A 21489-nucleotide genomic window follows, 5' to 3' on the forward strand; every position below is an offset into this window, starting at 1 on the left:
TGAAGACCGCCAGGGCGACCAGCAGCTCGATCAGGGTGAAGCCCTGTTCAGCCGGCCGGCGCATCGAGCCGCACCTCGCCGGTCTCATCGACTGAGACGCTCATCTTCTGTTCGGCCCGCGACAGGGTCACCGTCGCGGGCTCGGCCGAGCCAGTGGGATCAAACCGCACGGCGTCACGGCCCGGCGCCCCGTGCAGACGGGCCTGAACCCCAGCGGGCCAGGGATGGTCCTCGAAAGGGGCGGCCTCCAGCGGCTCCCACTGACCCCGGCGCAACACCCGGAATCCATAGCCCTCATTGTCCAGCCGAACCTCAACGGCGCGGTTGGTGAGCAACGACTCTTCCCGCGCCCGGACGAGGCGCCCGGCGAGATTCTCCGCCTCTCGCCGCAGCTCCCCGCGACCGTCAGGGGCGGTCATCACCACGGCGGCGCCCATCAGGCCCAGGATGACAAGCACCACCATCAGCTCCACCAGGGTGAAGCCGGCCTCGGCGCGGCGGGACGTCCGGGGGACGGCCTCAGTTCCAGTTGCCGATGTCCGCATCCTCGCCTTCGCCGCCCTTGGCCCCGTCGGCGCCGAAGGAATAGACATCGAACCGGCCCCGCTCGCCGGGATAGGCGTACTGATAAGGGTTGCCCCAGGGATCCTCAGGCAGGCGGCGGATATAGCCGCCGTCCCGATAGCGGTCGGCGCGCGCACCGCCCGGCGGGGCTTGAACCAGGGCCGAAAGACCCTGGTCGGTGGTGGGATAGGCCAGCATCTCCAGCCGGTAGGTCTCGACCGCCTGTTCCAGGGTGGAGATGTCGACCTTGGCCTTTTCTCGCATGGCCCGATCCTGACTGGGCAGGACGTTGATCATCACCACTGTGGCCAGCAGGCCAATGATGACCACCACCACCATGAGCTCCACCAGGGTGAAGCCGGCCTCTGAGGCCGGGCGGGAACGCAGCTTGCGTCGGGTCATGTGGGCTCCTTCGAACGCATGAAGTCCCTAGCCCAGAGCCAGGGTGTTGATCTGCAGGATGGGTAGCAGGATGGACAGGACGATCACCGCCACCAGCCCGCCCATAAGGATGATGATCGCCGGCTCCAGCAGGCTGAGCGCCACGGCGGTGAAGGTCGCGAACTCGCGCTCCATGTATTCCGCCGCCCGGCCCAGCATCAGCTCGACCCGGCCGCTGTTCTCGCCGCTGGCGGTCATATAGACGAGCAGCGGGGGGAAGACCGCCACCTTGCGCATGGCCGAAGACAGGGACCCGCCCTCGCGGATCATCTCGGCCATGTCCGTCGTCGCCCGGCGCAGGACGTGGTTGTGGATGGTGGGCGCGGTGATCTGCAGGCCCTCCAGGATCGGCAGGCCGCTGGCGATCATGGTCGAGAGGGTGCGGGCCAGGCGCGCCGCATGCAGGTCGCGTATCAGCCGCCCCAGAACCGGCAACCGCAGCATAAGCGCGTCCGCCTGCAGGCGGATGTCTGGCCGGCGGAGGGCCCGGGCGGTGAGAAACCCTGCGACCAGCAGGATCACCAGCAGGATCAGCCCATAGCTGCGGAGGACGTCCGACGTCCCGATCACCAGCCGCGTCAACAGGGGCAGGGTCTGGCCCATGGACTCAAACTGGTCGACGACCTTGGGCACCACATAGGTCATCAGGGCCAGGACCACCAAAAGGGCGGTGGCCGCCAGGACGGCCGGGTAAACCAGGGCCGCGGTCACCTTGCTCTGGGCCTGCTGGTCCCGCTCCAGCAGGTCGGCCAGGCGCTCGAGGATCGACGGCAGGGCGCCGGAGCCTTCGCCGGCGGCGACCATGGCCCGGTAGAGCGGCGGGAAGGCCCGGCCCTGTCGCGCCATGGCGTCCGACAGGCGATAGCCCTCCAACACGCCGCCGTGGACGCCCATCAGGGCCTGGCGCACGGCCGGCTTCTCGGCCTGGACGGCGATGGTGCGCAGGGCCTCCTCCAGGGGGGCGACAGCCACCAGCGTCGCCAACTGGCGGGTCACCAGCGCCAGGGAGCGGGCGTCCAGGCGACCGCCAAAGATGCCGGCCGGTCCCGCCTTGGCCTTGCCCTGGGTCAGGCGAACCGGCGAAAGGCGACGGCGTTCCAGCAGCCCCCGGGCCTCGGCCTCGTCCGCCGCGGTCAGGCTGCCCCTGCGGGTGCGGCCGGCGAGGTCAAGGGCGATATAGTCAAAGCTGGCCAAGATCGCCGCCTTCCTGGCGGGTCACCCGCAGGGCTTCCTCCACCGTCGTCAGGCCTTCGACCACACAGGTCCGGGCCTCGGCTGACAGGCTGCCGCCGCCGGCGGCGACGCCGGCCGCGGCGATCGCGGCTTCGTCAGCATTCTCGCCGATCAGGCGGCGAACATGGTCGTCGATCCAGATGGCCTCATAGATCCCGACCCGACCCGCATAGCCGGTCTGGCCGCACTCGGCGCAGCCCTGAGCGCGGTAGAGGATCTGGCCTTCGGCCACTCCGGCCTGACGGGCGGCGCTGGAGTCGGCCGGCTCTGGCCGGCGGCAGGCGGGGCAAAGCCGCCGCAGCAGGCGCTGGGCCACGATCAGCCGCACGGTCGAGGCCAGCAGGAAGGGCTCGACCCCCATGTCGCGCAGTCGCGTCACCGCGCCTGCGGCGTCGTTGGTGTGGACCGTGGATAGCACCAGATGTCCGGTCAGGCTGGCCTGGACAGCGATCTGGGCGGTCTCCACATCGCGGATTTCGCCGACCATGACCACGTCGGGGTCCTGCCGCAGTATGGCCCGCAGACCGGCGGCGAAGGTCATGCCGACCTTGGTGTTGACCTGGGTCTGACCCACACCAGGCACGGCGTATTCCACCGGGTCCTCAATGGTCAGGATGTTGCGGCTGGAATCATTCAACAGGCCAAGACCGGCATAGAGGGTCGTGGTCTTACCCGAGCCCGTCGGCCCGGTGACCAGGATCACGCCGTTGGGTTCGGCCAGCGCCCGCTGGAAGGCCGACAGCACGGCCGGCCGCATGCCCAGTTGCGGCAGGGGGATGCCGGCCTGTTCCTGATCCAGAATCCGCATCACCACCCGCTCGCCCGCCCGGGACGGCAATGTGGAGACCCGCACGTCCAGGCTCCGGCCGCCAAGGGCCAGGGAGATGCGGCCATCCTGAGGGATTCGGCGCTCGGCTATGTCGAGGCGGGCCATGACCTTGATCCGGCTGACGATCAGCGGACTCAGGCGATGCGACAGGCTGAGAACCTCACGCAAGACCCCATCAATCCGTAGGCGGATTATCAGAGCGGTCTCGAAGGGCTCCACATGAACGTCCGAGGCGCCGCGGCGGATGGCCTCGGCGATGACCCCATTGATCAGGCGGATGATTGGGGCGTCATCCTGGCTGTCCAACAGATCGGCGGCGGCAGGGATGTCCTCGGCCAGACTGTCGAGGCCGCCGGGCATGTCCAGATCATCGGCGCCGCCGGCCGGCAGGCCGTCATCGGCATACGCCTCCGAGAGGCGGCGTTCGAACTCCGCCCGCGGCAGGGTCTGGACCTTCAGGGCCCGGCCCAGGGTTCGGCGGGCCTCGATGAGCGCCAGGGGGTCAGCCCCGTCTCGCAGGCCCACATGGGCCACCTCGTCGACGCCAAGCAGCACCACGCCATGACGCTTGGCGAACCCATAGGGCAACAGGGGCGGGCCTTGGATCTCCACCTAGAGGCCCGGCGGCGGGGTTGGCGGGGGCGGCGGCGCGGTGATCGGCGCGGCCTGCATATAGTCGCGAACCATGGCGTCGAGATTGCTGAACCCGTTGGCGCTGCGGGAGGCCTCGAGGTCGCGGATATAGCCATAGCGCGGGACGGTCAGGGCCTGGGCGTCGGCGGCGCTGGAGATGATGGTTGGCCGAATGAACACCATCAGGTTGCGCTGGACGTTCTGGCGGGAGGTGGCCTTGAACAGATTGCCCAGCACCGGGATGTCCCCCAGCAGGGGCGTGCGCTCCACGGTGGTGCGTTCATTGCGGTCCAGCAGGCCCCCCAGAACAACGATGGCGCCGTCATCCACCGCCACGGTGGTCTCAATGGCCCGCTTGTCGAGGATCAGCTCGCTATTGGTCTGGCTCAGCGGTCCGGAGATCGATGAGACCTCCTGACGCAGGTAGAGGGTGATGGCCCCGCCAGCATTGATCTGCGGCTTTACGTCCAGCTGGATGCCGACGTTTTGGCGCTGGATGGTGCGGAAGGGGTTGCTGTTGGAGTCGCCCAGCACCTCGCCGGTGGTGATGGGGATTTCCTGGCCGACCAGGATGGTGGCTTCCTGGTTGTCCAGCGTCATCACCGATGGAGTCGAGAGCAGGTTCGACGCCGTATCGTTCTTCACCGCATTGATGATGAAACCGAACAGAGCGTCACCGCTGCGGCCGTAGCCCCCGGTGATCATGCCCCGGGCGCCGAGCAGAGAGTCCAGGGCGGTCTGGCGCAGGGCGTTCAGGGCCGCGGAGTCCTCGGGCAGGTTCCGCTCGCCCGCTGCGGCCCCGGCCAGGGCCAGAATGTTGGGCGAGGCGTTGGAGTAGTTGGTCGCCGAGAACGGAATGCTCGAGCCATTGACCCCGGCCAGGGCGAACTGGACCCCCAGCTGCTGGGCGGCGTTGTCGGAAAGCTCCACCACCACCGCCTCGACCAGGACCTGACGGCGGCGGGTGTCAAGCTGGCGGATCACCTCCCCAAGCACACGCTGGGTGTCGGGATCGGCGGCGATGACGATGGCGTTGGCGCCGGGATAGCGGGCGATATTGGCGCGGCGGCCCGCCCCCCCGGCCGTGGTGGTCGGTCCTGTGGCGGCTGCGCCGTCGCCCTGGGATGCGCCCTCGGCGGCGACCGGGGATTGGCCCACAAGTTGCTGAAGGACCGGCAGGAGCTGTTCGGCGCTGGCATGCTGCAGATTGATCACCCGGACATCGCCGCTGGTCTCGGCCCGGCCATCAAGGTCGCGGATCAGGTCGAGCATCGGGCGCACCGCGTCGGGTTCGCCGCGCAGGATCAGGGAGTTGCTGCTCTCCACCACCACCAGGGAGACGATCGGGTTGCGCGCCCCCGGATCGGCGCCCGGGGGATTGAGCACCTGATTGACCACGCCGGCGATCTCCCGGGCCGAGCTGGAGCGCAGGGTGACGGTCTCGGTGAGGGTGCGGTCCTGGTCCACCTGGGCCAGCAGGCTCCGGATCCGGGCCAGATTGTCCGCATAGTCGGCGACCACCAGCAGGTTGCCCCTGGGGCTGGGCATCACCACCCCCTGGCGGCCGATGAGGGGCTTGAGCGTCTCGGCGGCCGAGGCCGCGTCGATGTTCCGCAGACGAAAGACCTGGGTGGAGAAGCCATAGCCGCCAGAACCGCTGAGGCTCGAGGGCTGAGCGGCGGCGCCCTCTTCGGGCGTGATGCGATAGACCCCGGAGCCGGCCGGCACCGCCACCAGCCCATTGGCCCGCAGGGTCGAGAGCATCACCTCGAAGAGCTCTCGGCTCGACAGGGGCTCGCGGCTGCTGATGCTGACCCTGCCCTGCACCCGGGGGTCGATGATAAAGGTCTGGCCGGTGGCCTGGGCGACATCCTGGATGAACACCCGAATATCGGCGTCCTGCAGGTTCAGGACCTGAGACTGGGCGTAGGCGGCGGGCGCAGGCGCCGTGGCCGTCCCCAGGCCTATCAGGAAGAACAGGGCGATCAGTCTCTTCACGGGGCAGACATCCGCAGTCGGGTGGTCAGGGTCTGGCCGCCGCGCTCATAGCTGAGATCGACATGGGTGGCGGCGGCGAGAAGCTCAGGCAGTTCGCTCATGCGCTCGCGGTTGAGCTCAGAGCCGTCTATGGCCAGGATGACGTCCCCCGGCTGGAGCCCGGCCCGGGCCAGGACCGCCGCGCCCTGGGCGCCTCGGGGCGTGATCGAATAGCCTGCCGGGCGTCCCTCGCGCAGACGCGGCGCCAGCGCCAGGGCGGCCATCAGTTCGGCGCCGGTGACATCGGCGCTGGTCTCCCCCGCCGGGGAGACCTGGCTCTGGGGCTGCGGCGCAGTCATCGACGGCGAGCCGGCCGCGACGGGAAAGCCGATCCGTCGCCGCATCGCGCCCTGCCTGACGACCACATGGTCATGGGACACTTCTATGAGGGTCACCCCGTCAGGACCCTGCTCGCCCACCACATACAGGGTCTGAGCCCCCCCGGGAGGCCCGAGGATCGCCGAGGCGGTGACCCCGCCGGTGCGGACGCCATAGAGCTGCAGGTCGCTGGGCTGACCTGAAGGGCGCGTCATGCCGGAGTCCGCCAGCCTGAAAAAGGGATCGAACCGTCCGAGGATGCCGGTCTGCGCCGCCGCTACCGACCGCACAGTCTGCGCCCCGCCGATTGGACCCTCGGCCGGCGCCGCCAGAATCCAGACCAGCCGTGCGGCCTGCCATGCCAGCAGGAAGACGAGGGCGATCTCCGCCAACCCCAGCAGGGTCCGGGGCGGCAAGGCGACGCCGTGACGAACGGCGGCAAGGTTCAAAGGGAAGTCTCCGAAGTCCCAGGGCGGTGGGATGGGCCCCAGGCGCCATCCCGTCGGGGCCTTCATGTGTAATTTCGATGACAGGCCCGTGACAGCGTCCGGATTTGATGACGCTTTGCGAGGCGCCTTCGAAGATCAGGCGGGGATGGCCCATCGACCATCCCCGCCCCGTCGTCAGAAGCGGGTCGACACGCTGAGGGAGTAGCTGCGGCCGAGCCCGTAGTTGTTGAGGATGACGCGGTCGCCACCCTGGGCCTGGAACTCATCATACTCCTCGCCCAGCAGGTTGCGGGCTTCGAAGCCGAGGGTGAATTCCGGACCCCAGATCTTCACCTTCTGGCGGAAGGTGAAGTCCAGCATCACGCCGGGCTCCTGCAGGAAGTCGGCGGCCCCCGAACCCCCGCGGGCGGTGGTGCGCTCGCTGGCGTAGTTGGCCAGGATCGTCGCCTGGGTTCCGCCGTCCAGCGTCTCGAAGCCGAACTGCAGGTTGGCGATGTGCTCGGAGGTGCCCTGGAGACGGCTGCCGTCGATGACGAAGTTGGCCGCCGGCGCCGGTTGGCCAAGCCCCGTCAGGGGGAAGACCTGGTCGCCGTCGCTCACCTTAACCTCGGCCTTGGTCCAGGTGTAGTTGGCGCCGATGAGCCAACGCTTGTCATCGATCCAGCCCATGCCGAACTGGGGTTCAAAGTACTTTTTGAACTCGGCTTCCAGCCCATACAGGACGGCTCTCGGCGCGTTCAGGAAGGTCTGCTGCAGACCGCCGCCCGTCTCGTTGACCACCGACTCGATCGGCTTGTCGATGTCCTTGTAGAAGGCGCCGATGGTGGCGAACTGGCCGCGGTCGAAATAGCGCTCGTAGCGCAGATCGACGTTCACCAGCTCGCTATCCACCAGATAGGGATTGCCGATGAAGGTGCGATCCGATTCCGGGTCCAGATAGATCTGCGGCGCCTGCTCGCGGAACTGCGGCCGGGCGATGGTCTTGGACACCCCGAAGCGCAGTTGCTGGTCGTCGGCGAAGTTCCAGGTGACCGTGCCGGCGGGCAGCACATAGTCGTTCTTCAGCACCACCGGAGCCGGGTCGTTGGTCGAGAAGAGGTCCAGGGCCTGGACGCTCTGATCGGCCTCCTCATAACGCACCCCGACGCTGGCCCGGACGGCCGGCAGGACCTCGCCTTCGCCCTGGATATAGAAGGCGTTGGAGGTCAGGGACGCTTCATAGGCAGCCGCGCCTTCCGAACCGGTGACTTCCCGCAGGAAGAGGCTGTTCGGCCCGATGTTGTAGTTGGAATAGAGGAAGTCGACCCGCTGCCGCTGGAAGGCCAGGGAGGGGGTCTGGTCCATGGTGAAGCGGAAGACGCGAGAGTCGGAGTAGCGCTCGTTCTCGTAATAGGCATAGCCGGCCGAGACCGTGAAATCGACGATCAGCGGATTGTCCCAACGGTACCGGACGTCGACGCCCGCCCCGTAGGTGGTGTCCTCCAGGCTGCTGAACCGCAGGAAGTTCGCGTCCGACTGGGGGTTATGGTAGAAAAGGCCGTCGCTGAGGCGCCGGAAACGGGTCTGTGTCTCATAGGGCGCATCCCGGGTCGTGTTGGCGTAGGAGCCGCGCCAGTCGACCTCCAGATCACCAAACTTGTGCATCCCGGTCAGCTGGGTGTTGAACAGCTCCCGCTCATACCAGGCGGTGTAGTCGTCCCGAATGAAGTTGCTGGAGAGGGTGCTTTCGCCCTCAACGGAACGGGCTTCCTTGGTGACATTGCGGACATAGAAGTTGGTCCACTGGAACTTGTGGGCGTCCAGGTCGAGGGCGATGCTGCCCAGGCCATGCCACTCCACGTCCATCTCGGTGGAGTTGGAGATGAGGTCCTCAGTGATCGACAGGCCGCCCAGGCTGACGACGCCAGCCTGCTGGACCGCCCGGCGGGTGTCCCAACCGCGGCTGTAACCGCCGACGCCGATCACGCCCAGGGAGCCCCAATCGTAGTTCCAGCGGGAGCCGGCCGAAATGCCGAAGCTGCCATCGATGGGAATGTCATTGGTGGACTGCAGCAGGCGCACATTGGCGTTCTGGAAACTGCGCCCCATGTTCGCCAGGGTCTCGGCGTCGAAATTGGCCTGATCGATCCGCTTGCCGGTGGCGATGCCGGCGCGGATGGGGTCGGGAATGTCCCGGGTGCCATCGTCGAAGCCGGCCAGGTCGTAGTCGCCGCCGTAATAGGTCAGCCCCTGCTTCAGGGAGGTCTCGTCATTGGCGCCCAGGCTGAAGCTCAGCGCCAGGAAGGGCGAGTCGGGCACGGCGATGGTGCGCAGATCGATGACCCCGCCGCCAAACTCGCCGGGATAGTTGACCGAATAGGTCTTCTGCACGTTCACGCTCGACAGAATTCCACTGGGGAACAGGTCGAGGGGCACCACCCGCTGCAGGGGCTCGGGGCTCGGCAGGGGCGAGCCGTTCAGAAGGGCTGAGGAGTAACGTTCCCCAAGACCGCGGACATAGACGAAGCGACCGCTGACCACGCTGAGGCCGGTCAGGCGGGTCAGGGCCTCGGCGGCCGTGCCGTCGCCCTGGCGGACCAGGTCCTCGGCGGTGACGATGGAGGCCACCTCGGCGGTCTCGCGCATCACTTCGGGGATGTAACGCCCCCGAACGACCAGTTCCTGAACCTCTGGGCCATCGGCGGCCTGAGCAAAGACCACCGCAGGCGCCATCAGGGCCGTGGTGCAGAGAAGGAGGCCCGAAAGCGGGCGGAGCAGCATATTCATTGAGGTTCGCCTCGATTGTCGACGGACGCGGAGAAATGGGGCGGCCCCTTCCAGGAACCGCCCCGCTTCGGCTCGGATCAGCAGCTGCTTCCGCTCTCCAGGCCGCAGGTCCAACCCCGCCACCAGTTGTCGTTCGCATCGCGAACGGCGCCGACGTAGTTGGTGGAGTCGAAGTAGGCGTAGATGGTCTTCGGATCCGTCGCCGGACGGGCGGCCTCGTTCGGGCCGTTCACGAAGCCGTTCACCAGGCTGGAAGTGAAGCTGGAGTTGTTGTTGGTCCCGGCGTTGAACAGGGCGGCGGCCGCCGCCCCATCCACATCGCTGTCATTACGGAAGGCGATGGCGCAGGCGAAGACCACCGAGTCCCAACGCGGCGCGGCGGCCACGGTGGAGGGCGTGTCCACGTCGAGGCAGGCGGTCGACGGATTGGTCGAGACGTGGATGCCGTTGATGAAACGGCCGCCGGTGCCGGTGTTCAGAATCTGGACGTCGCCAGCCCCGGCCCGGGTCGAGCCGATGGCGGTGTAGTTGGCGATCTTGGGCTGCGAGTTCAGGGCCGCCTGGACGCCCACCGAGCTCATTTCGAACACCCGGTCGCCGCCGTTCGCCCGCTGACGGGCGATCAGGTACTGGATGCCGCCGCGCCAGCCCTCATCGGTGTCGACGCTGTCGTCATCGGCGCCGGTGATGACGACGTACTTCATGTTGGCGGTGCCGCCGAAGAACTCGACGCCGTCGTCGGAGCTGTTGTGGACCTGGATGTACTCCAGGGTGGTCCCGGCGCCGACGCCGTTGAAGGTGATGCCGTTCAGCTCGCGGTTCGGCTGGATTTCGAAGCCGGGATAGCGGACCTGCACGTAACGCAGACGGCCGGAATTGTCGTTGGGGCTGTTGCCGCCATAGAGGGCGACGCCGCCTTCAAAGGTGGCCACGCAGTTGATGTTGGGCGGGGTGGTGCCGGCCGGGCAGGACGCGATGGGCGCGCGGCCGGAAATCACCAGGCCGCCCCACTGGCCGATGGAGTCGGCGCCGGTGGCGCCTTCGATGTTCTGACGGCTGGTGAAGATGATCGGGTTGGTCGAGGTGCCCTCGGCGAAGATCTGCGATCCGCGCTGGACATTGATGTAGTCGAGGCCGGCCGAACCGAAGATCCGAACGCCGGGCTCGATGGTCAGGATGCCCTGCTGGGCGCCGGCGATCGGGTTGGCCGGATCAGCGCCGCGGTCGTCGCCCACATCGGTGCGGCCGCTGACGGAATAGACGGTGCCGGCGCGGGCCGGAACGACGAAGTTGCCGATAATCTTGTTGGGCAGCTGGCAGTTGCGCAGGGTGCCGTTGACGATCACGCCCGCATTGGTGAACCCGGTCGGGCAGTCAGCCGCGGCCGTGCCCGTGCCAGGCGTCGTGGGCGTGGTGGGCGTGGTCGGGGTCGTCGGCGCGGTCGGCGGGAAGGCGCCGATGCCGGGCGAGGCGACATTGTCCGCGCCGCCGCCGCAGGCGGCGAGGGCCATGGAGCTGATCGACATGATCAGCAGGTTTCTGAAAGTGGTCGTGCCGGTCATCTTGCTCTCCGCCGTGGCGATGAAATGCGCAGGCGCCGGCTGTCCCCAAATCCCACCGTGGAACCTGAACGCCCGCTTGCCCGAGCGCCGTTCTAGGTAGGCTCCGTGACAGCTCACCAACGATTGAGTGACAGTTCTGTGCAGGCGACCGGGTGCGGCATTCACGACACGCCAGGCGTCGTCCTGTTGAATTTTCTGGATTTTAGGGCGGGCGCGAGCGGCGTTCGGCGAACCCGGCCAAAGGTGATCCGTGCGGATTTCGCAGGCGAAATCGACATTTGTCGCCTTGGCGCGCCGATCAGTCCTCGTTGGGAATGTTGATCAAGGCGCCGCAGGCCTTGCAGTGCACCGCGTCTGGTTCATGACGCATCAGGCCGCAGACCTGGCAGGTGAAGCGCACCTTGTAGGGGCGAAACAGGGCCTGGGCGAACCGAACAAAAAGGGTGATCCCTGAGATCATGATGACGATGGAGATCAGCCGGCCGGTGATTCCCGGGAGAATGATGTCGCCATAGCCAGTGGTCGTCAGCGACGTGACGGTGAAATAGAGGGCGTCGACATAGCCGCTGACCCCGCCCTCATCGCCGACATAGATGGTGTAGACGAAGCCCGTGGCCACGAAGACGAAGGTGACCAGGGTGGCCGCCGCCCGGATCACATCCTCCCAGCGGGTGTCGTCGAACCGGTGGCCCACCGTCTCCCAGAAGAAGTCGCTGTGAAACAGGGTCCAGATGCGCAGCACGCGCAGGAAGGCCAGGTTGATCAGGATGGTCGGGAACAGCAGGGTCAGCAGGACGAACAGATCGACCAGAACGATCGGCCGCTTGATCCAACTCTTCACGCTGCGCCAGGCCAGGGCGCGCGCGGTCATATCGGCGGCGAGGATCGCCGCCACGGCCAGGTCCAGGGGCAGGAAGGCGCGGGTGTCCCTCAGGAAGGGGGCGGCGATGAAGAAGGCGATGAGGACCAGGTCGACACCGATCACCCCCAGCCGGAACCGCACCGCGCCGGGCGACTCCCCGTGATAGAGGGCGCGCAGCTTGGCTCTCAGGCGCCACAGGGCGCGCTGTCTCGCCGTGGGTTTGGAGTCCGCCGCAGTCAAGGCGCCGGTTGACCTGAGAGGTGGCTGTGCATCGTCGGTGCTCCGTCGCGGCCTTCACAGGTCCGTGAGACCGGCCCCCCAGGGGGCCGCCCCGTGTTAGCTCTAGCCGACCCGCCGGGCCAGGGTGAACCCAAAACCGGCTCAGGCCTTACGGCAAGAGGCCCCGGGATCGCGCCGGAAGGCGTCGCCGCCAGATCAACTGTCACAGGAGGCTCCAGGGTGGAGTTCAGCACGGCAAGCGAACAGGTCATCCTTGGGCTCCAGGAAAGTTGGAACGCCCTCCTCCGGCTCGGTCCTGGCGCGCTCGCCCTGAATATCGCCCTCTCAGCCCTGGTGGTCCTCCTGGCCTTTGGCTTCGGAGTCGTCGTGCGGCGGCTTCTTAAGCATGGCGCCCGAGCCGTGCCCGGGCCTCCGGACGCGGAAAAGACCATTCGCACCCGCCGCGTCACCCAGGTGACCTGGGTCGTGTTCGAAACCGGCCTGGTCCTCTCGGCCTTCTTCGCCCTGGCCTCCATCTGGGGATTTGACATCCTCGGCTGGCTGACGGCCGGTCTTGGCCAGCGCGTGGTCGAGGCCATTGTCCGGATCACCATCCTGGGCGTCATCACCTTCGCCGCCGCCGAGCTCGTCACCCTCCTCGTCAACCGCCTGCTGGCCCGCCTGGCGCAGCGCAAGGCGCGGGGGGTCCGGGGCGAGGCGCAGATGAACACCATCGGCCCGCTGCTGCACGGGGTGGCCCGCGGCGTCATCCTGGTGATCGGGGCGATGATGATCCTGGCCGAGGTCGGCCTGGCCATCGGTCCGCTGCTGGCGGGCGCCGGCGTTATCGGCCTGGCCATCGGCTTCGGCGCCCAGACCCTGGTGAAGGACCTGCTGACGGGCATCTTCCTCATTTCGGAGGACATCGTCGCTGTCGGCGACGTGGTGGAGATCGCCGGCTCCAGCGGGGTCGTCGAGCAGATGACCATCCGCACCATCCGCCTGCGCTCCTTGGACGGAACCCTGCATGTCCTGCCCTATGGCGAGGCGCAGATCATCCACAACATGACCAATGTGTTCTCCTATCATGTCATTGAACTGGGGGTGTCCTACGAGTCGGACATCGACCAGGCGTTCGAGGTCATGAACCAGGTGGTCGAGGAGATGCGCGCCGATCCTGCCCTTGGGCCAAGGATTCTGGAGCCGCTGGAAGTCATGGACGTCAGCGACCTGGCCGACAGCGGGGTCGTTCTGCGGGCGAGGATCAAGACGCCGCCGGGCGCCCAATGGGGGATCGGCCGCGCGTTCAATCGCCGGATCAAGGCCGCCTGGGACGCCGCAGGGGTCGAGATTCCCTATCCGCACATGCACCTGGTCATGCCCCAATCCGCCCCCGCGGCCAGACCCGCGCCCGAAGCCCCCCCAGCGGCAGACAGGACCAAGACCTGATGGGACGCCTGATCGTCATCTCCAATCGTGTAAGCCCGCCCAGCGACGCCGGCGGCGGAACCCAGGGGGGGCTGGCCATGGCCCTGGCCGCCGCCCTGCGGGAGCACTCCGGAATCTGGTTTGGCTGGAGCGGCCAGACCACCGAGACCTATACGGGCCAGGTCGGTGTTCAGCGGGCGGGCGGGGTGACCGTGGCCACCATGGACCTCGAGGAACAGGACGTTCAGGAATATTACAATGGCTACGCCAACAAGACGCTCTGGCCGCTGTTCCATCACAGGGTGGACCTGACCGCCTACGAGCGCTCCTTCGGCGAGGGCTATGCCCGGGTCAACGCCCGCTTCGCCGAGACCGTCCTGCCCCTGATCGAGGAGGACGATTTCGTCTGGGTCCACGACTACCACCTGATTCCCCTGGCCCAGGAACTGCGTCGCCGTGGGGTGAAGAACCGGATCGGCTTCTTCCTCCACATCCCCTGGCCCGCCCGCCATCTGATCACCACCCTCCCCCGCCATCCGCAACTGGTGGAGGCCCTGTTCGACTACGACCTCGTCGGGTTCCAGACCAACGACTCGGTGGAGGCTTTCGAGGATTACGTGCGTCATGAGGCCGGCGGCTCGGTGGGCGATAACCACCGGCTCACCGCCTTTGGCCGCACCGCTGATTTCGGCGCCTTTCCCATTGGCATGGACGTCACCGAATTCACCGCCGCCCTCGATGGCGAGACCGCCAAGGCTGAATATGCCCGCATGCAGACCAGCATGTTGGACCGGCAGATGATCATCGGCGTCGACCGGCTGGACTATTCCAAGGGCCTGGAGGAGCGGTTCCTGGCCTATGAGCAGTTTCTGCAGGACAATCTGGACCTGCACGAGAAGGTCTTCCTGCTGCAGATCGCCACGCCGAGCCGCGAGGATGTGGAGGCCTATCAGGAAATTCGCGGGCGGCTGGACGGGGTGTCGGGGCGGATCAACGGCGCCTTCTCCACCGTCGACTGGGTGCCGATCCGCTACGTCAATCGGGCCTACCGCCGCGACCAGCTGGCCGGCATCTATCGCGCCGCCAAGCTCGGGCTGGTGACGCCGCTGCGGGACGGCATGAACCTGGTGGCCAAGGAGTATGTGGCCGCCCAGGACCCGGAGGATCCCGGCGTGTTGATCCTGTCGCGGTTCGCCGGCGCCGCCGAGCAGATGGGTGAGGCCCTGATCGTCAACCCCTTCAGCCGGGAGGATGTCTCCGACGCCATCCTGCGCGGACTGGCCATGCCGCTGACCGAGCGGCGTCGGCGTTGGGACCGGCTGATGGCCGACCTCCGCACCTCGGACGTCTCGGCCTGGCGGGACGATTTCGTCCGCGCGCTCATGACGGGTCAGCCGGGCTGAAGAGCGCCCCAGGGTCTAGAAGGGGAACATCCTGGGGATCATCCATACGGCCACGATGGCCGAGATCACGTTCAGGGGCAGCCCGACCCGCACGAAGTCCATATAGGCGTAGCCCCCCACCTGATGGACGATGGCGTTGGTCTGATAGCCCACAGGCGTCGCGAAGGACGCGCTGGCCGCCATCATCACCGCCACCACGAACGGCCGTGGGTCGACCCCCAGGTTTTCCGCCAGGCCAATGGCCAGCGGGGTGATCAGAACGGCGACGGCGGCGTTCGACATGATCTCGGTCAGGACCGAGGTGGCCACATAGATGAGGGCCAGCGCTGCAATGGGACCGAGGGGTTGCGTCCAGGCCGCCATGGTGTTGGTCGCCTGAAAGGCCAGGCCAGTCTTGCCCAGGGCCTCGCCCACCACAAGCATGCCGCCGATCATCAGCAACACCTGAGGACGCAGCCCCGAATAGGCCTCTTCTGGCTTCATGACCTGGAAGGCGAGCAGGGCCATGGCGCCGATAAAGGCCACCACGGCGATCGGCAGTCCCCCCGCCGCGGCGCCCAGGACGAAGGCGAAGACGGTCACGCTGACCAGGGCCGGGATCAGCCGCAGGGGCGGCGGCGCCTCAGGCAGGATGTCGGCCCCCTTGTCGCTCGGGGCCTCATCGGTCGGCAGCAGACGCGGTGCGACAAAGGCCAGATAGACGGCGCCCACAGCGGCGATGGCCAGGCCGACCCCGGTGATTTCAAACAGGGTGAAAGGCGCCAGGTGCTGCCGCTGGGCCATGTCGTCCACCAGCAGGTTGGTGGAGGTGCCGATCAGCGTGCAGGCGCCCCCCATGATCGAGGCGTAGGACAGGGGGATCAGCAGCCGCTTGGGAGAGATGCCGAGCCGACGCGCGGAGTCCTGCATGATCGGAGCGGCAAGGATCACCAGGGGCGTATTGTTCAGAAAGGCCGAAAGCGAACCACACAGGGTGATGATCACCGGGGCCGAGGCCGCCCCCATGCGGTCGGTCATTCTGGCCGCAGAGCGAATAATGACCCCCATGACGCCGGTCACATCCAGGGCCCTGGCGATGATGAACAGCGAGGCCAGGGCCACCAGGGCCGGGCTGGCGAGACCGCGGCCCAGGTCCTCCAGCGTGATCACCCCGAGCCCCATCAGCACCGCTGCAGCCGCCATGGCCGCCACGTCGACGCGAACCCGATCGCTCAGCAGGGCCACGACGACGGCGGCCAGCACTGCAAGGGTGGCGAGTTGTTCGAAGTTCACGAAGGACCTTCCCCGGGGACGCGCCGCCTTCGCCCAGTCCGCTGGCCGTCGACGGCCCCGATCCTAGTGGGGGCCTTCGGCTTGCGAAAGGCCCATCGGCTAGTCAGGCTTCACGGCCGCCTGGACCTCAATCTCAACCATCATACCTGGCGCCACCAGGGCCGAGACCTGAGAGGTGATGCGGGCGGGCCGGTTGGGCTGGTCGGCGTTGGCGAAATACTGGCGATAGCCCTCCATCATGCCGGCGAAGTCCATCTTGCCCTCCAGGGCCGGATCCCCCACCAGCAGGACGCGCATCATCACCACATCACCCAGACTGGCCCCCTGGGACTCCAGGATGGCCTTGATACGCTCGATGACGCCGATGGTCTGGGTCTTGGTGTCGCCGAACTCCCGTGGGGTTCCCTCAGGGGCCTCAGGGTTGGTCACCGGGGGCGTGATGCCGCTCACATAGATGATGTCATAGCCGGCAGGGACGACGACGGCGCTGGCGATGGGCGAGGTCTCCGACCCGACTCGCTTGATCTCAGCTGCGGCAGGGGTGGCGATCAGAACAGCCAGGACGGTGGGCAGGGCGAGGCGGCGCATAGGCGTTTCCTTTTTTTGGCGTCGGGATAGGAGCGCGAGTGTGAACAGGGCGCGGCTAGGATGCGGCGGCCTGGACCTGGGCGGCCAGGGCTTTGATCGTCCTGTGGGCCGAAAGCACGGCCCCCTCCTGCCAGCCGGGCATCTGGCTGAGATGAGCCCCTGCGAAGTGGAAGGGACCATCGGGCTGATTCAACAGCCGATAGGCCGGCGTGTCCATGCTTCCTTCCTGGCCCCCATGGCCTTCCCAGTTGGGCCAAGGCCCCTCGCTGAAAGGAATCTTGCTCCAGTTGACCACCACCGGCTTGGTCAATTCACCCTCGTGGCCCGGATGAACCCGGCCGACGGCGGCCCGCGCCGCGGCGATCTGGACGTCAAGGGGCAGGGCGGCGAATCCCTCCGCCCGGGGGCCTGATCCGTAACAGGCCAGCAGCATGCCCCGCTCGGTGTGCAGGCCATTGCTGGGGTACCAGATCAGGGACGTGTCGCCGCCGACCCAGGAAATCCCCCCATAGATCTGCGATTTCTCCCAGAAACGCGGGGCTTCGAAGCCAATTTTGTTGGAGAAGGCGTTGGGGACGCTGCCGACGGCGGTCTTCACCACGGGGCTGAACTCATTCTCGATCCCGGTCAGGATCGCCAGAGGAATGGTGATGACCGTATAGTCGGCGCTGACCGTCCGGCGGCCGCCGGCCTGCTGGTAGGCCACCTCCACCCCGCGCCCGGACCGGGCGATGCGGGTCACCTTGGCGTTGCGGATCACCGGGCTGGAGATCGCCCGCTCAAAACCGGTCACGATCTGGTCCATGCCGCCGGTCGGCTGGAACATGGTCGCCTGCATGTTGATATTGTCTTCGAACACCGTGGCGCGGATCTGAGGATTGGCCAGCAGGTCGCGCAGGGGCACAGGCGCACGCCTTTGGCCAAACTGATCGGCCGCGCCCGGCGCCTGGGCGAACCCCGAACGCTCGGTGCCCTGGAAACTCATATCCTCCGACAGGTCCCCGTAGGCGCGCAGGAAGGGCAGCAGCCTTTCCTTGTCCTCCAGGGTCAGCTCCCCATCGAGGGCGCCCTTGTTGATGGCCTTGGCCAGGAGTTCGGAGACATGGCCACGGGTGTCATTGATCCCCTGGCGCATCTGGATCGGCTTGCCCCCATGCACGCCGTCTCCCCAGATATAGGCGCTGCGGCTGACATTGATCTCGACCTCCAGGGGCACCCCGAGCTTGCGACAATAGGCCAGCAGGCCCTCATGGTGGCTGGGAATCCGGGCCGGTCCGGCGTTGAGATAGACGTCTTTTTCAAAGGTGACTGTCTGGTCGGCCTCGCCGACCATCTCCACCTTGTCGCCCCCGCGCAAGGTCCAGTTGCGGCCCCCCAGCCGATCGCGCCCCTCCAGCACCGTGACCTCGAAACCGGCGCGCTCCAGCTCGTAGGCGCAGACCAGACCCGCAATCCCGGCGCCCAGGATCACCACCTTGCGCCCCTGGCCTAGCTGCGGCGGCAGGGCGGGCGGGATGGCGGCGACCGCCGCGTTCAGGCCGAGCGCCGTCATGGCGCCATAGGCGGCCCCCAATCCCCCGACCGCCCCCAGACGATGCAGAAAGAGACGCCGACTGACACCCATGAGACTCAAACCCCCAGCAACCTGCTGGGCCAAGAGCGGCCTTCGACGCCTGCCCTGACAAGGCGTGCTGAAGCTCTCGGGCGAACCTCCCCGGGGTCCGCGCGGATTAGAGGCGTCGCGCCCTGTCCTGCGCCCGGATTTTCCGCAGCGCCTAGAGGTTCAGCAGGGCCGGATCGCCCCCCTGGGCGGCGATGTTGACGCTCATCGCCCGCTCCACGGCATAGCGCGACAGGGCGTTGGGGCCCCCCGCCTTGGGACCGGTTCCCGACAGGCCCTCGCCGCCAAAGGGCTGCACCCCCACCACTGCGCCGGTCATGCCACGGTTCACATAGGCGTTGCCGGCCGGGACCAGCTCGCGCACCCGCCGGGCGAACCCGTCCAGCCGCGAGTGGACCCCGAGCGTCAGCCCATAGCCCAGCCCCCCCAGCGCCCTGGCCATGTCCTCCAGCTGGCCCGCCTCGTAGCGGACCACGTGCAGGATCGGGCCGAAGACCTCCCGCTGCAGGAAGCCTGGTCGCGGGATCTCGGCCAGCACAGGGCCAAAGAAGGTTCCACCGGCGGGCGCCGCCAGGCGATGGAGGATCTTGGCCTCCCTGTCCAACCGCTCGGCATGGGCCTCCAGGGCCTCGCGGGCCGCCGCGTCGATGACCGGACCGACATCGGTGGCCGGATCAGCGGGGTCGCCAATGACCAGCGCGTCCATCGCCCCGATCAGGCCCTCGATCAGCCCCTCAGCCGTCTCAGCCGGCAGAAACAGGATCCGCAGGGCCGAGCACCGCTGGCCCGCAGAACCGAAGGCCGAGAGGATGACATCGTCGATCACCTGCTCGCGCAGGGCGGTGGTGTCGACGAACATGCCATTCAGCCCGCCCGTCTCGGCGATGAAGGGCAGAATGGGACCCTGCCGTTCGGCCAGGGCGCGGTTGATCGCCCAGGCGGTCTCCGTCCCGCCTGTGAAGGCGACGCCGTCGCACTCGGGATGGGCGACGAGGGCCGCCCCCACTTCGCCGCCCGGGCCCGGCAGCAGGGACAGCAGTTCCGGGGGCAAGCCGGCGCCATAGAACAGGCGCACAGCCGCCGTGGCGGTCAGCGGGGTCTGCTCGGCGGGCTTGGCCAGCACCGCATTTCCGGCCGCCAGGGCCGCGCAGATCTGGCCGGTGAAGATCGCCAGCGGAAAGTTCCAGGGACTGATGGCGACGAAGACACCCCGGCCATGCAGGGCCAGGGTGTTGGTCTCCCCCACCGGACCGGCAAGAATCTCCGGCGCGCCAAAGCGGCTCTCGGCCAGGTGGGCGTAGTAGCGGCAGAAATCGACCGCCTCGCGGACCTCGGCGATGCCGTCGGCCAGGGTCTTGCCCGCCTCACAGGCGCAAAGGGCGATCAGCTGGTCGCTTTCGCGCTCCAGGGCCTCGCCCATGGCCCGCAAAACCCGGGCGCGGCCGGCGCCGCCAAGGGCGTCCCACGCCGGCTGAGCCTTTCGCGCCGCGGCGAAGGCGGCGTCGATGTCGGCGTTCGTCGCCTGGCCCACATGGCCGACCAGATGGGTTCTTGCCGCAGGACTGTAGGTCGCAATCCCCGTCGATCCTGTCAGGCGCCCGGCCACCACAGGACCGGCGGCCATGGGCGCCAAATCCCGCGCCGCGGCGGCCAGTCGACCAGCGGTGGCGGCGATGCTCAGATCGGACCCCTGCGAGTTGATCCGTGTAGAGCCATAAATGTCCTTGGGCGCCGGTATCTTCGGGTGCCGCCCTGGCCCGCCTTCAGCAATCTGCTCCAGGGGATCGGCCACCACCTTTTCCACCGGCACGCGGTCGTCCAGCAGGGCGTGGACGAAGGAGGTGTTGGCGCCGTTCTCCAGCAGCCGGCGCACCAGATAGGGCAGCAGGTCCTCATGACCGCCCACCGGCGCATAGGCCCGCAGGCGCAGGGGCGCCTCAGCCTGCGCGGCTGCGTACAGCGCTTCGCCCATGCCGTGCAGACGCTGGAACTCGATCGCCACCCCGGCGTCGGCCGCCATATTCCGCACCGCCGCCAGGGAATGGGCGTTGTGGGTGGCGAACTGGGCGTAGAGGTGCGGCGCCGCCGCAATGAGGGCCTTGGCGCAGACGAGGTAGGACAGGTCTGTGGCCGCCTTGGTGGAATAGACCGGATAGTCCGGCCGCCCATTCACCTGGGCGCGCTTGATCTCAGTGTCCCAATAGGCGCCCTTGACCAGCCGGACCATCAGGCGCCGGCCGCTATCCTGGGCCAAGTCCGCCAGGGCGGCGATCACCTCAGGCGCGCGCTTCTGATAGGCCTGGACCGCCAGGCCCAGACCCTGCCAGTCACCCAGCTCCGGCTCCCGCGCCAGCCGGTCCAGCAGCTTCAGCGACAGGACAAGCCGGTCAGCCTCCTCGGCGTCGAGGGTCAGGTTCAAGTTGTGATGGGCGGCGAGCAGGGCGAGCCGCCTTAGCCGGGGGTAGAGCTCGCTCCAGACCCGGGGGGCCTGGGTGGCTTCATAGCGGGGCGAGAGGGCCGAGAGCTTGACGGAAATCCCGTGCCCGGTCTCCGGCTCGCCGCCCTCATTCGCCCGTCCGACAACCTCGATGGCTCCTGCATAGGCCGCCTCATAGCGCGCGGCGTCAGCGGCGGTGCGGGCGCCTTCGCCCAGCATGTCGAAGGAGCAGAGATAGCCCTCGGCGAAGGCCCGCTTCAGAGCCGCCTCGATATTTCGTCCGAGAACGAACTGTTCGCCCATGATGCGGACCGCCTGGGCCACCGCAGCCCGGATCACCGGCTCGCCGAGGCGTCCCGTGAGACGCCGGAGAAAACCGCCCAGGTCGCGGCGGGCCTCGTCATCCACCTCCACCAGCCGCCCGGTCAGCATCAGCCCCCAGGTGGAGGCGTTGACGAACAAGCTGTCGGACTGTCCCAGATGGGCCGCCCAGTCGGCGGTCCCGATGCGTTCGGCGATCAGCTTGTCGCGACTGTCATCGTCAGGGGTCCGCAGGAGAGCCTCGGCCAGGCACATCAGCGCCAGACCTTCCCGGGTGCCCAGGCTGAACTCCTGCAGGAAGCTTTCCACCACCCCTTGGCGGTCGGCCTTGCGCCGGGCGACCCGCACCAGGCCCTCGGCCGCGACGCGCGCACGCCGCTGTTCGACGGGGCCCAAGGGGCGCTTCGCCAGCAGGGCGCGGACGGCATGCGCCTCGTCCTCATACTTGCCGACGTCCAGCTCGTCCCAGTTCATCGCCACCTCCGCTCAGACCCGCCAAGCCGATG

Annotated in this window: 16 protein-coding genes; 2 read left to right on the forward strand and 14 right to left on the reverse strand. The window is 67.7% G+C overall.

Going from position 1 to position 21489, the window contains the following annotated elements; translation table 11 throughout:
- From Q7V15_RS16520 to Q7V15_RS13600, 10 genes are all read right to left on the reverse strand, one after another.
- Positions 1 to 88, reverse strand: an 88-nt coding sequence (locus Q7V15_RS16520) for a prepilin-type N-terminal cleavage/methylation domain-containing protein (protein WP_370689820.1), incomplete at its 3' end; no start/stop codon positions are given.
- The gene (locus Q7V15_RS13560) at positions 48 to 545 is read right to left on the reverse strand and encodes a GspH/FimT family pseudopilin (RefSeq protein WP_304756241.1); all 498 of its coding nucleotides are present in this window, start codon (positions 543 to 545) and stop codon (positions 48 to 50) included. The genes Q7V15_RS13560 and Q7V15_RS16520, both read right to left, overlap by 41 nt.
- Entirely contained in the window at positions 520 to 966 is a 447-nt protein-coding gene (gene gspG, locus Q7V15_RS13565; protein ID WP_304756242.1) for a type II secretion system major pseudopilin GspG, read from the reverse strand. The genes Q7V15_RS13560 and gspG overlap by 26 nt, the downstream gene beginning before the upstream one ends.
- A gap of 27 nt (positions 967 to 993) precedes the next feature.
- The gene (gene gspF, locus Q7V15_RS13570; protein WP_304756243.1) at positions 994 to 2199 is read right to left on the reverse strand and encodes a type II secretion system inner membrane protein GspF; all 1206 of its coding nucleotides are present in this window, start codon (positions 2197 to 2199) and stop codon (positions 994 to 996) included.
- Entirely contained in the window at positions 2186 to 3679 is a 1494-nt protein-coding gene (gene gspE / locus Q7V15_RS13575) for a type II secretion system ATPase GspE (RefSeq protein WP_370689818.1), read from the reverse strand. The genes gspF and gspE overlap by 14 nt, the downstream gene beginning before the upstream one ends.
- On the reverse strand, positions 3680 to 5698 hold the full coding sequence (gene gspD / locus Q7V15_RS13580) for a type II secretion system secretin GspD (protein WP_304756244.1): 2019 nt from the start codon (positions 5696 to 5698) through the stop codon (positions 3680 to 3682).
- Complete coding sequence (locus tag Q7V15_RS13585; RefSeq protein ID WP_304756245.1) at positions 5695 to 6504, reverse strand: type II secretion system protein N; 810 nt, start codon at positions 6502 to 6504, stop codon at positions 5695 to 5697. Before Q7V15_RS13585 ends, gspD begins: the two co-directional genes overlap by 4 nt.
- A 174-nt stretch (positions 6505 to 6678) precedes the next feature.
- Positions 6679 to 9270 carry a TonB-dependent receptor domain-containing protein gene (locus tag Q7V15_RS13590; protein WP_304756247.1) on the reverse strand — a complete coding sequence of 864 codons (2592 nt, stop codon included), beginning with the start codon at positions 9268 to 9270 and terminating at the stop codon, positions 6679 to 6681.
- A gap of 77 nt (positions 9271 to 9347) precedes the next feature.
- Positions 9348 to 10832 (reverse strand): hypothetical protein, encoded by a 1485-nt coding sequence (locus Q7V15_RS13595; RefSeq protein WP_304756248.1) that lies wholly within the window; start codon positions 10830 to 10832, stop codon positions 9348 to 9350.
- Positions 10833 to 11130: 298 nt separating this feature from the next.
- Positions 11131 to 11934 carry an ion channel gene (locus tag Q7V15_RS13600; protein WP_304756250.1) on the reverse strand — a complete coding sequence of 268 codons (804 nt, stop codon included), beginning with the start codon at positions 11932 to 11934 and terminating at the stop codon, positions 11131 to 11133.
- 219 nt (positions 11935 to 12153) lie between these two features.
- Between Q7V15_RS13600 and Q7V15_RS13605 the strand changes: the two genes are divergently transcribed.
- Entirely contained in the window at positions 12154 to 13362 is a 1209-nt protein-coding gene (locus Q7V15_RS13605; RefSeq protein WP_304756251.1) for a mechanosensitive ion channel family protein, read from the forward strand.
- On the forward strand, positions 13362 to 14744 hold the full coding sequence (gene otsA, locus Q7V15_RS13610; RefSeq protein WP_304756252.1) for an alpha,alpha-trehalose-phosphate synthase (UDP-forming): 1383 nt from the start codon (positions 13362 to 13364) through the stop codon (positions 14742 to 14744). Before Q7V15_RS13605 ends, otsA begins: the two co-directional genes overlap by 1 nt.
- Positions 14745 to 14759: 15 nt before the next feature.
- Here otsA and Q7V15_RS13615 read toward each other — a convergent pair whose 3' ends face one another.
- The 4 genes from Q7V15_RS13615 to putA form a co-directional block, all read right to left on the reverse strand.
- Positions 14760 to 16016: an SLC13 family permease gene (locus tag Q7V15_RS13615; protein ID WP_304756253.1), complete on the reverse strand. Its 1257-nt coding sequence runs from the start codon at positions 16014 to 16016 to the stop codon at positions 14760 to 14762.
- Positions 16017 to 16115: 99 nt separating this feature from the next.
- Positions 16116 to 16604: a RidA family protein gene (locus Q7V15_RS13620; protein ID WP_304756254.1), complete on the reverse strand. Its 489-nt coding sequence runs from the start codon at positions 16602 to 16604 to the stop codon at positions 16116 to 16118.
- Between the two features lie 55 nt (positions 16605 to 16659).
- Positions 16660 to 18228, reverse strand: a complete 1569-nt coding sequence (locus Q7V15_RS13625; RefSeq protein ID WP_304756255.1) for an FAD-dependent oxidoreductase — start codon at positions 18226 to 18228, stop codon at positions 16660 to 16662.
- 151 nt (positions 18229 to 18379) lie between these two features.
- Positions 18380 to 21457: a bifunctional proline dehydrogenase/L-glutamate gamma-semialdehyde dehydrogenase PutA gene (putA, locus tag Q7V15_RS13630; RefSeq protein WP_304756256.1), complete on the reverse strand. Its 3078-nt coding sequence runs from the start codon at positions 21455 to 21457 to the stop codon at positions 18380 to 18382.
- Positions 21458 to 21489: the final 32 nt, after the last annotated feature.

It is taken from the genome of Phenylobacterium sp. (assembly GCF_030651755.1).
Taxonomy (GTDB): domain Bacteria; phylum Pseudomonadota; class Alphaproteobacteria; order Caulobacterales; family Caulobacteraceae; genus Phenylobacterium.

What these genes read in the sequence shown, in the direction of transcription:
- Q7V15_RS13595 (WP_304756248.1), bottom strand. Translation starts at nt 10,832, where the DNA reads ATGACCGGCACGACCACTTTCAGAAACCTGCTGATCATGTCGATCAGC.
- Q7V15_RS13590 (WP_304756247.1), bottom strand. Translation starts at nt 9,270, where the DNA reads ATGAATATGCTGCTCCGCCCGCTTTCGGGCCTCCTTCTCTGCACCACG.
- putA (WP_304756256.1), bottom strand. Translation starts at nt 21,457, where the DNA reads ATGAACTGGGACGAGCTGGACGTCGGCAAGTATGAGGACGAGGCGCAT.
- gspG (WP_304756242.1), bottom strand. Translation starts at nt 966, where the DNA reads ATGACCCGACGCAAGCTGCGTTCCCGCCCGGCCTCAGAGGCCGGCTTC.
- Q7V15_RS13625 (WP_304756255.1), bottom strand. Translation starts at nt 18,228, where the DNA reads ATGGGTGTCAGTCGGCGTCTCTTTCTGCATCGTCTGGGGGCGGTCGGG.
- otsA (WP_304756252.1), top strand. Translation starts at nt 13,362, where the DNA reads ATGGGACGCCTGATCGTCATCTCCAATCGTGTAAGCCCGCCCAGCGAC.
- Q7V15_RS13620 (WP_304756254.1), bottom strand. Translation starts at nt 16,604, where the DNA reads ATGCGCCGCCTCGCCCTGCCCACCGTCCTGGCTGTTCTGATCGCCACC.
- Q7V15_RS13560 (WP_304756241.1), bottom strand. Translation starts at nt 545, where the DNA reads ATGCGGACATCGGCAACTGGAACTGAGGCCGTCCCCCGGACGTCCCGC.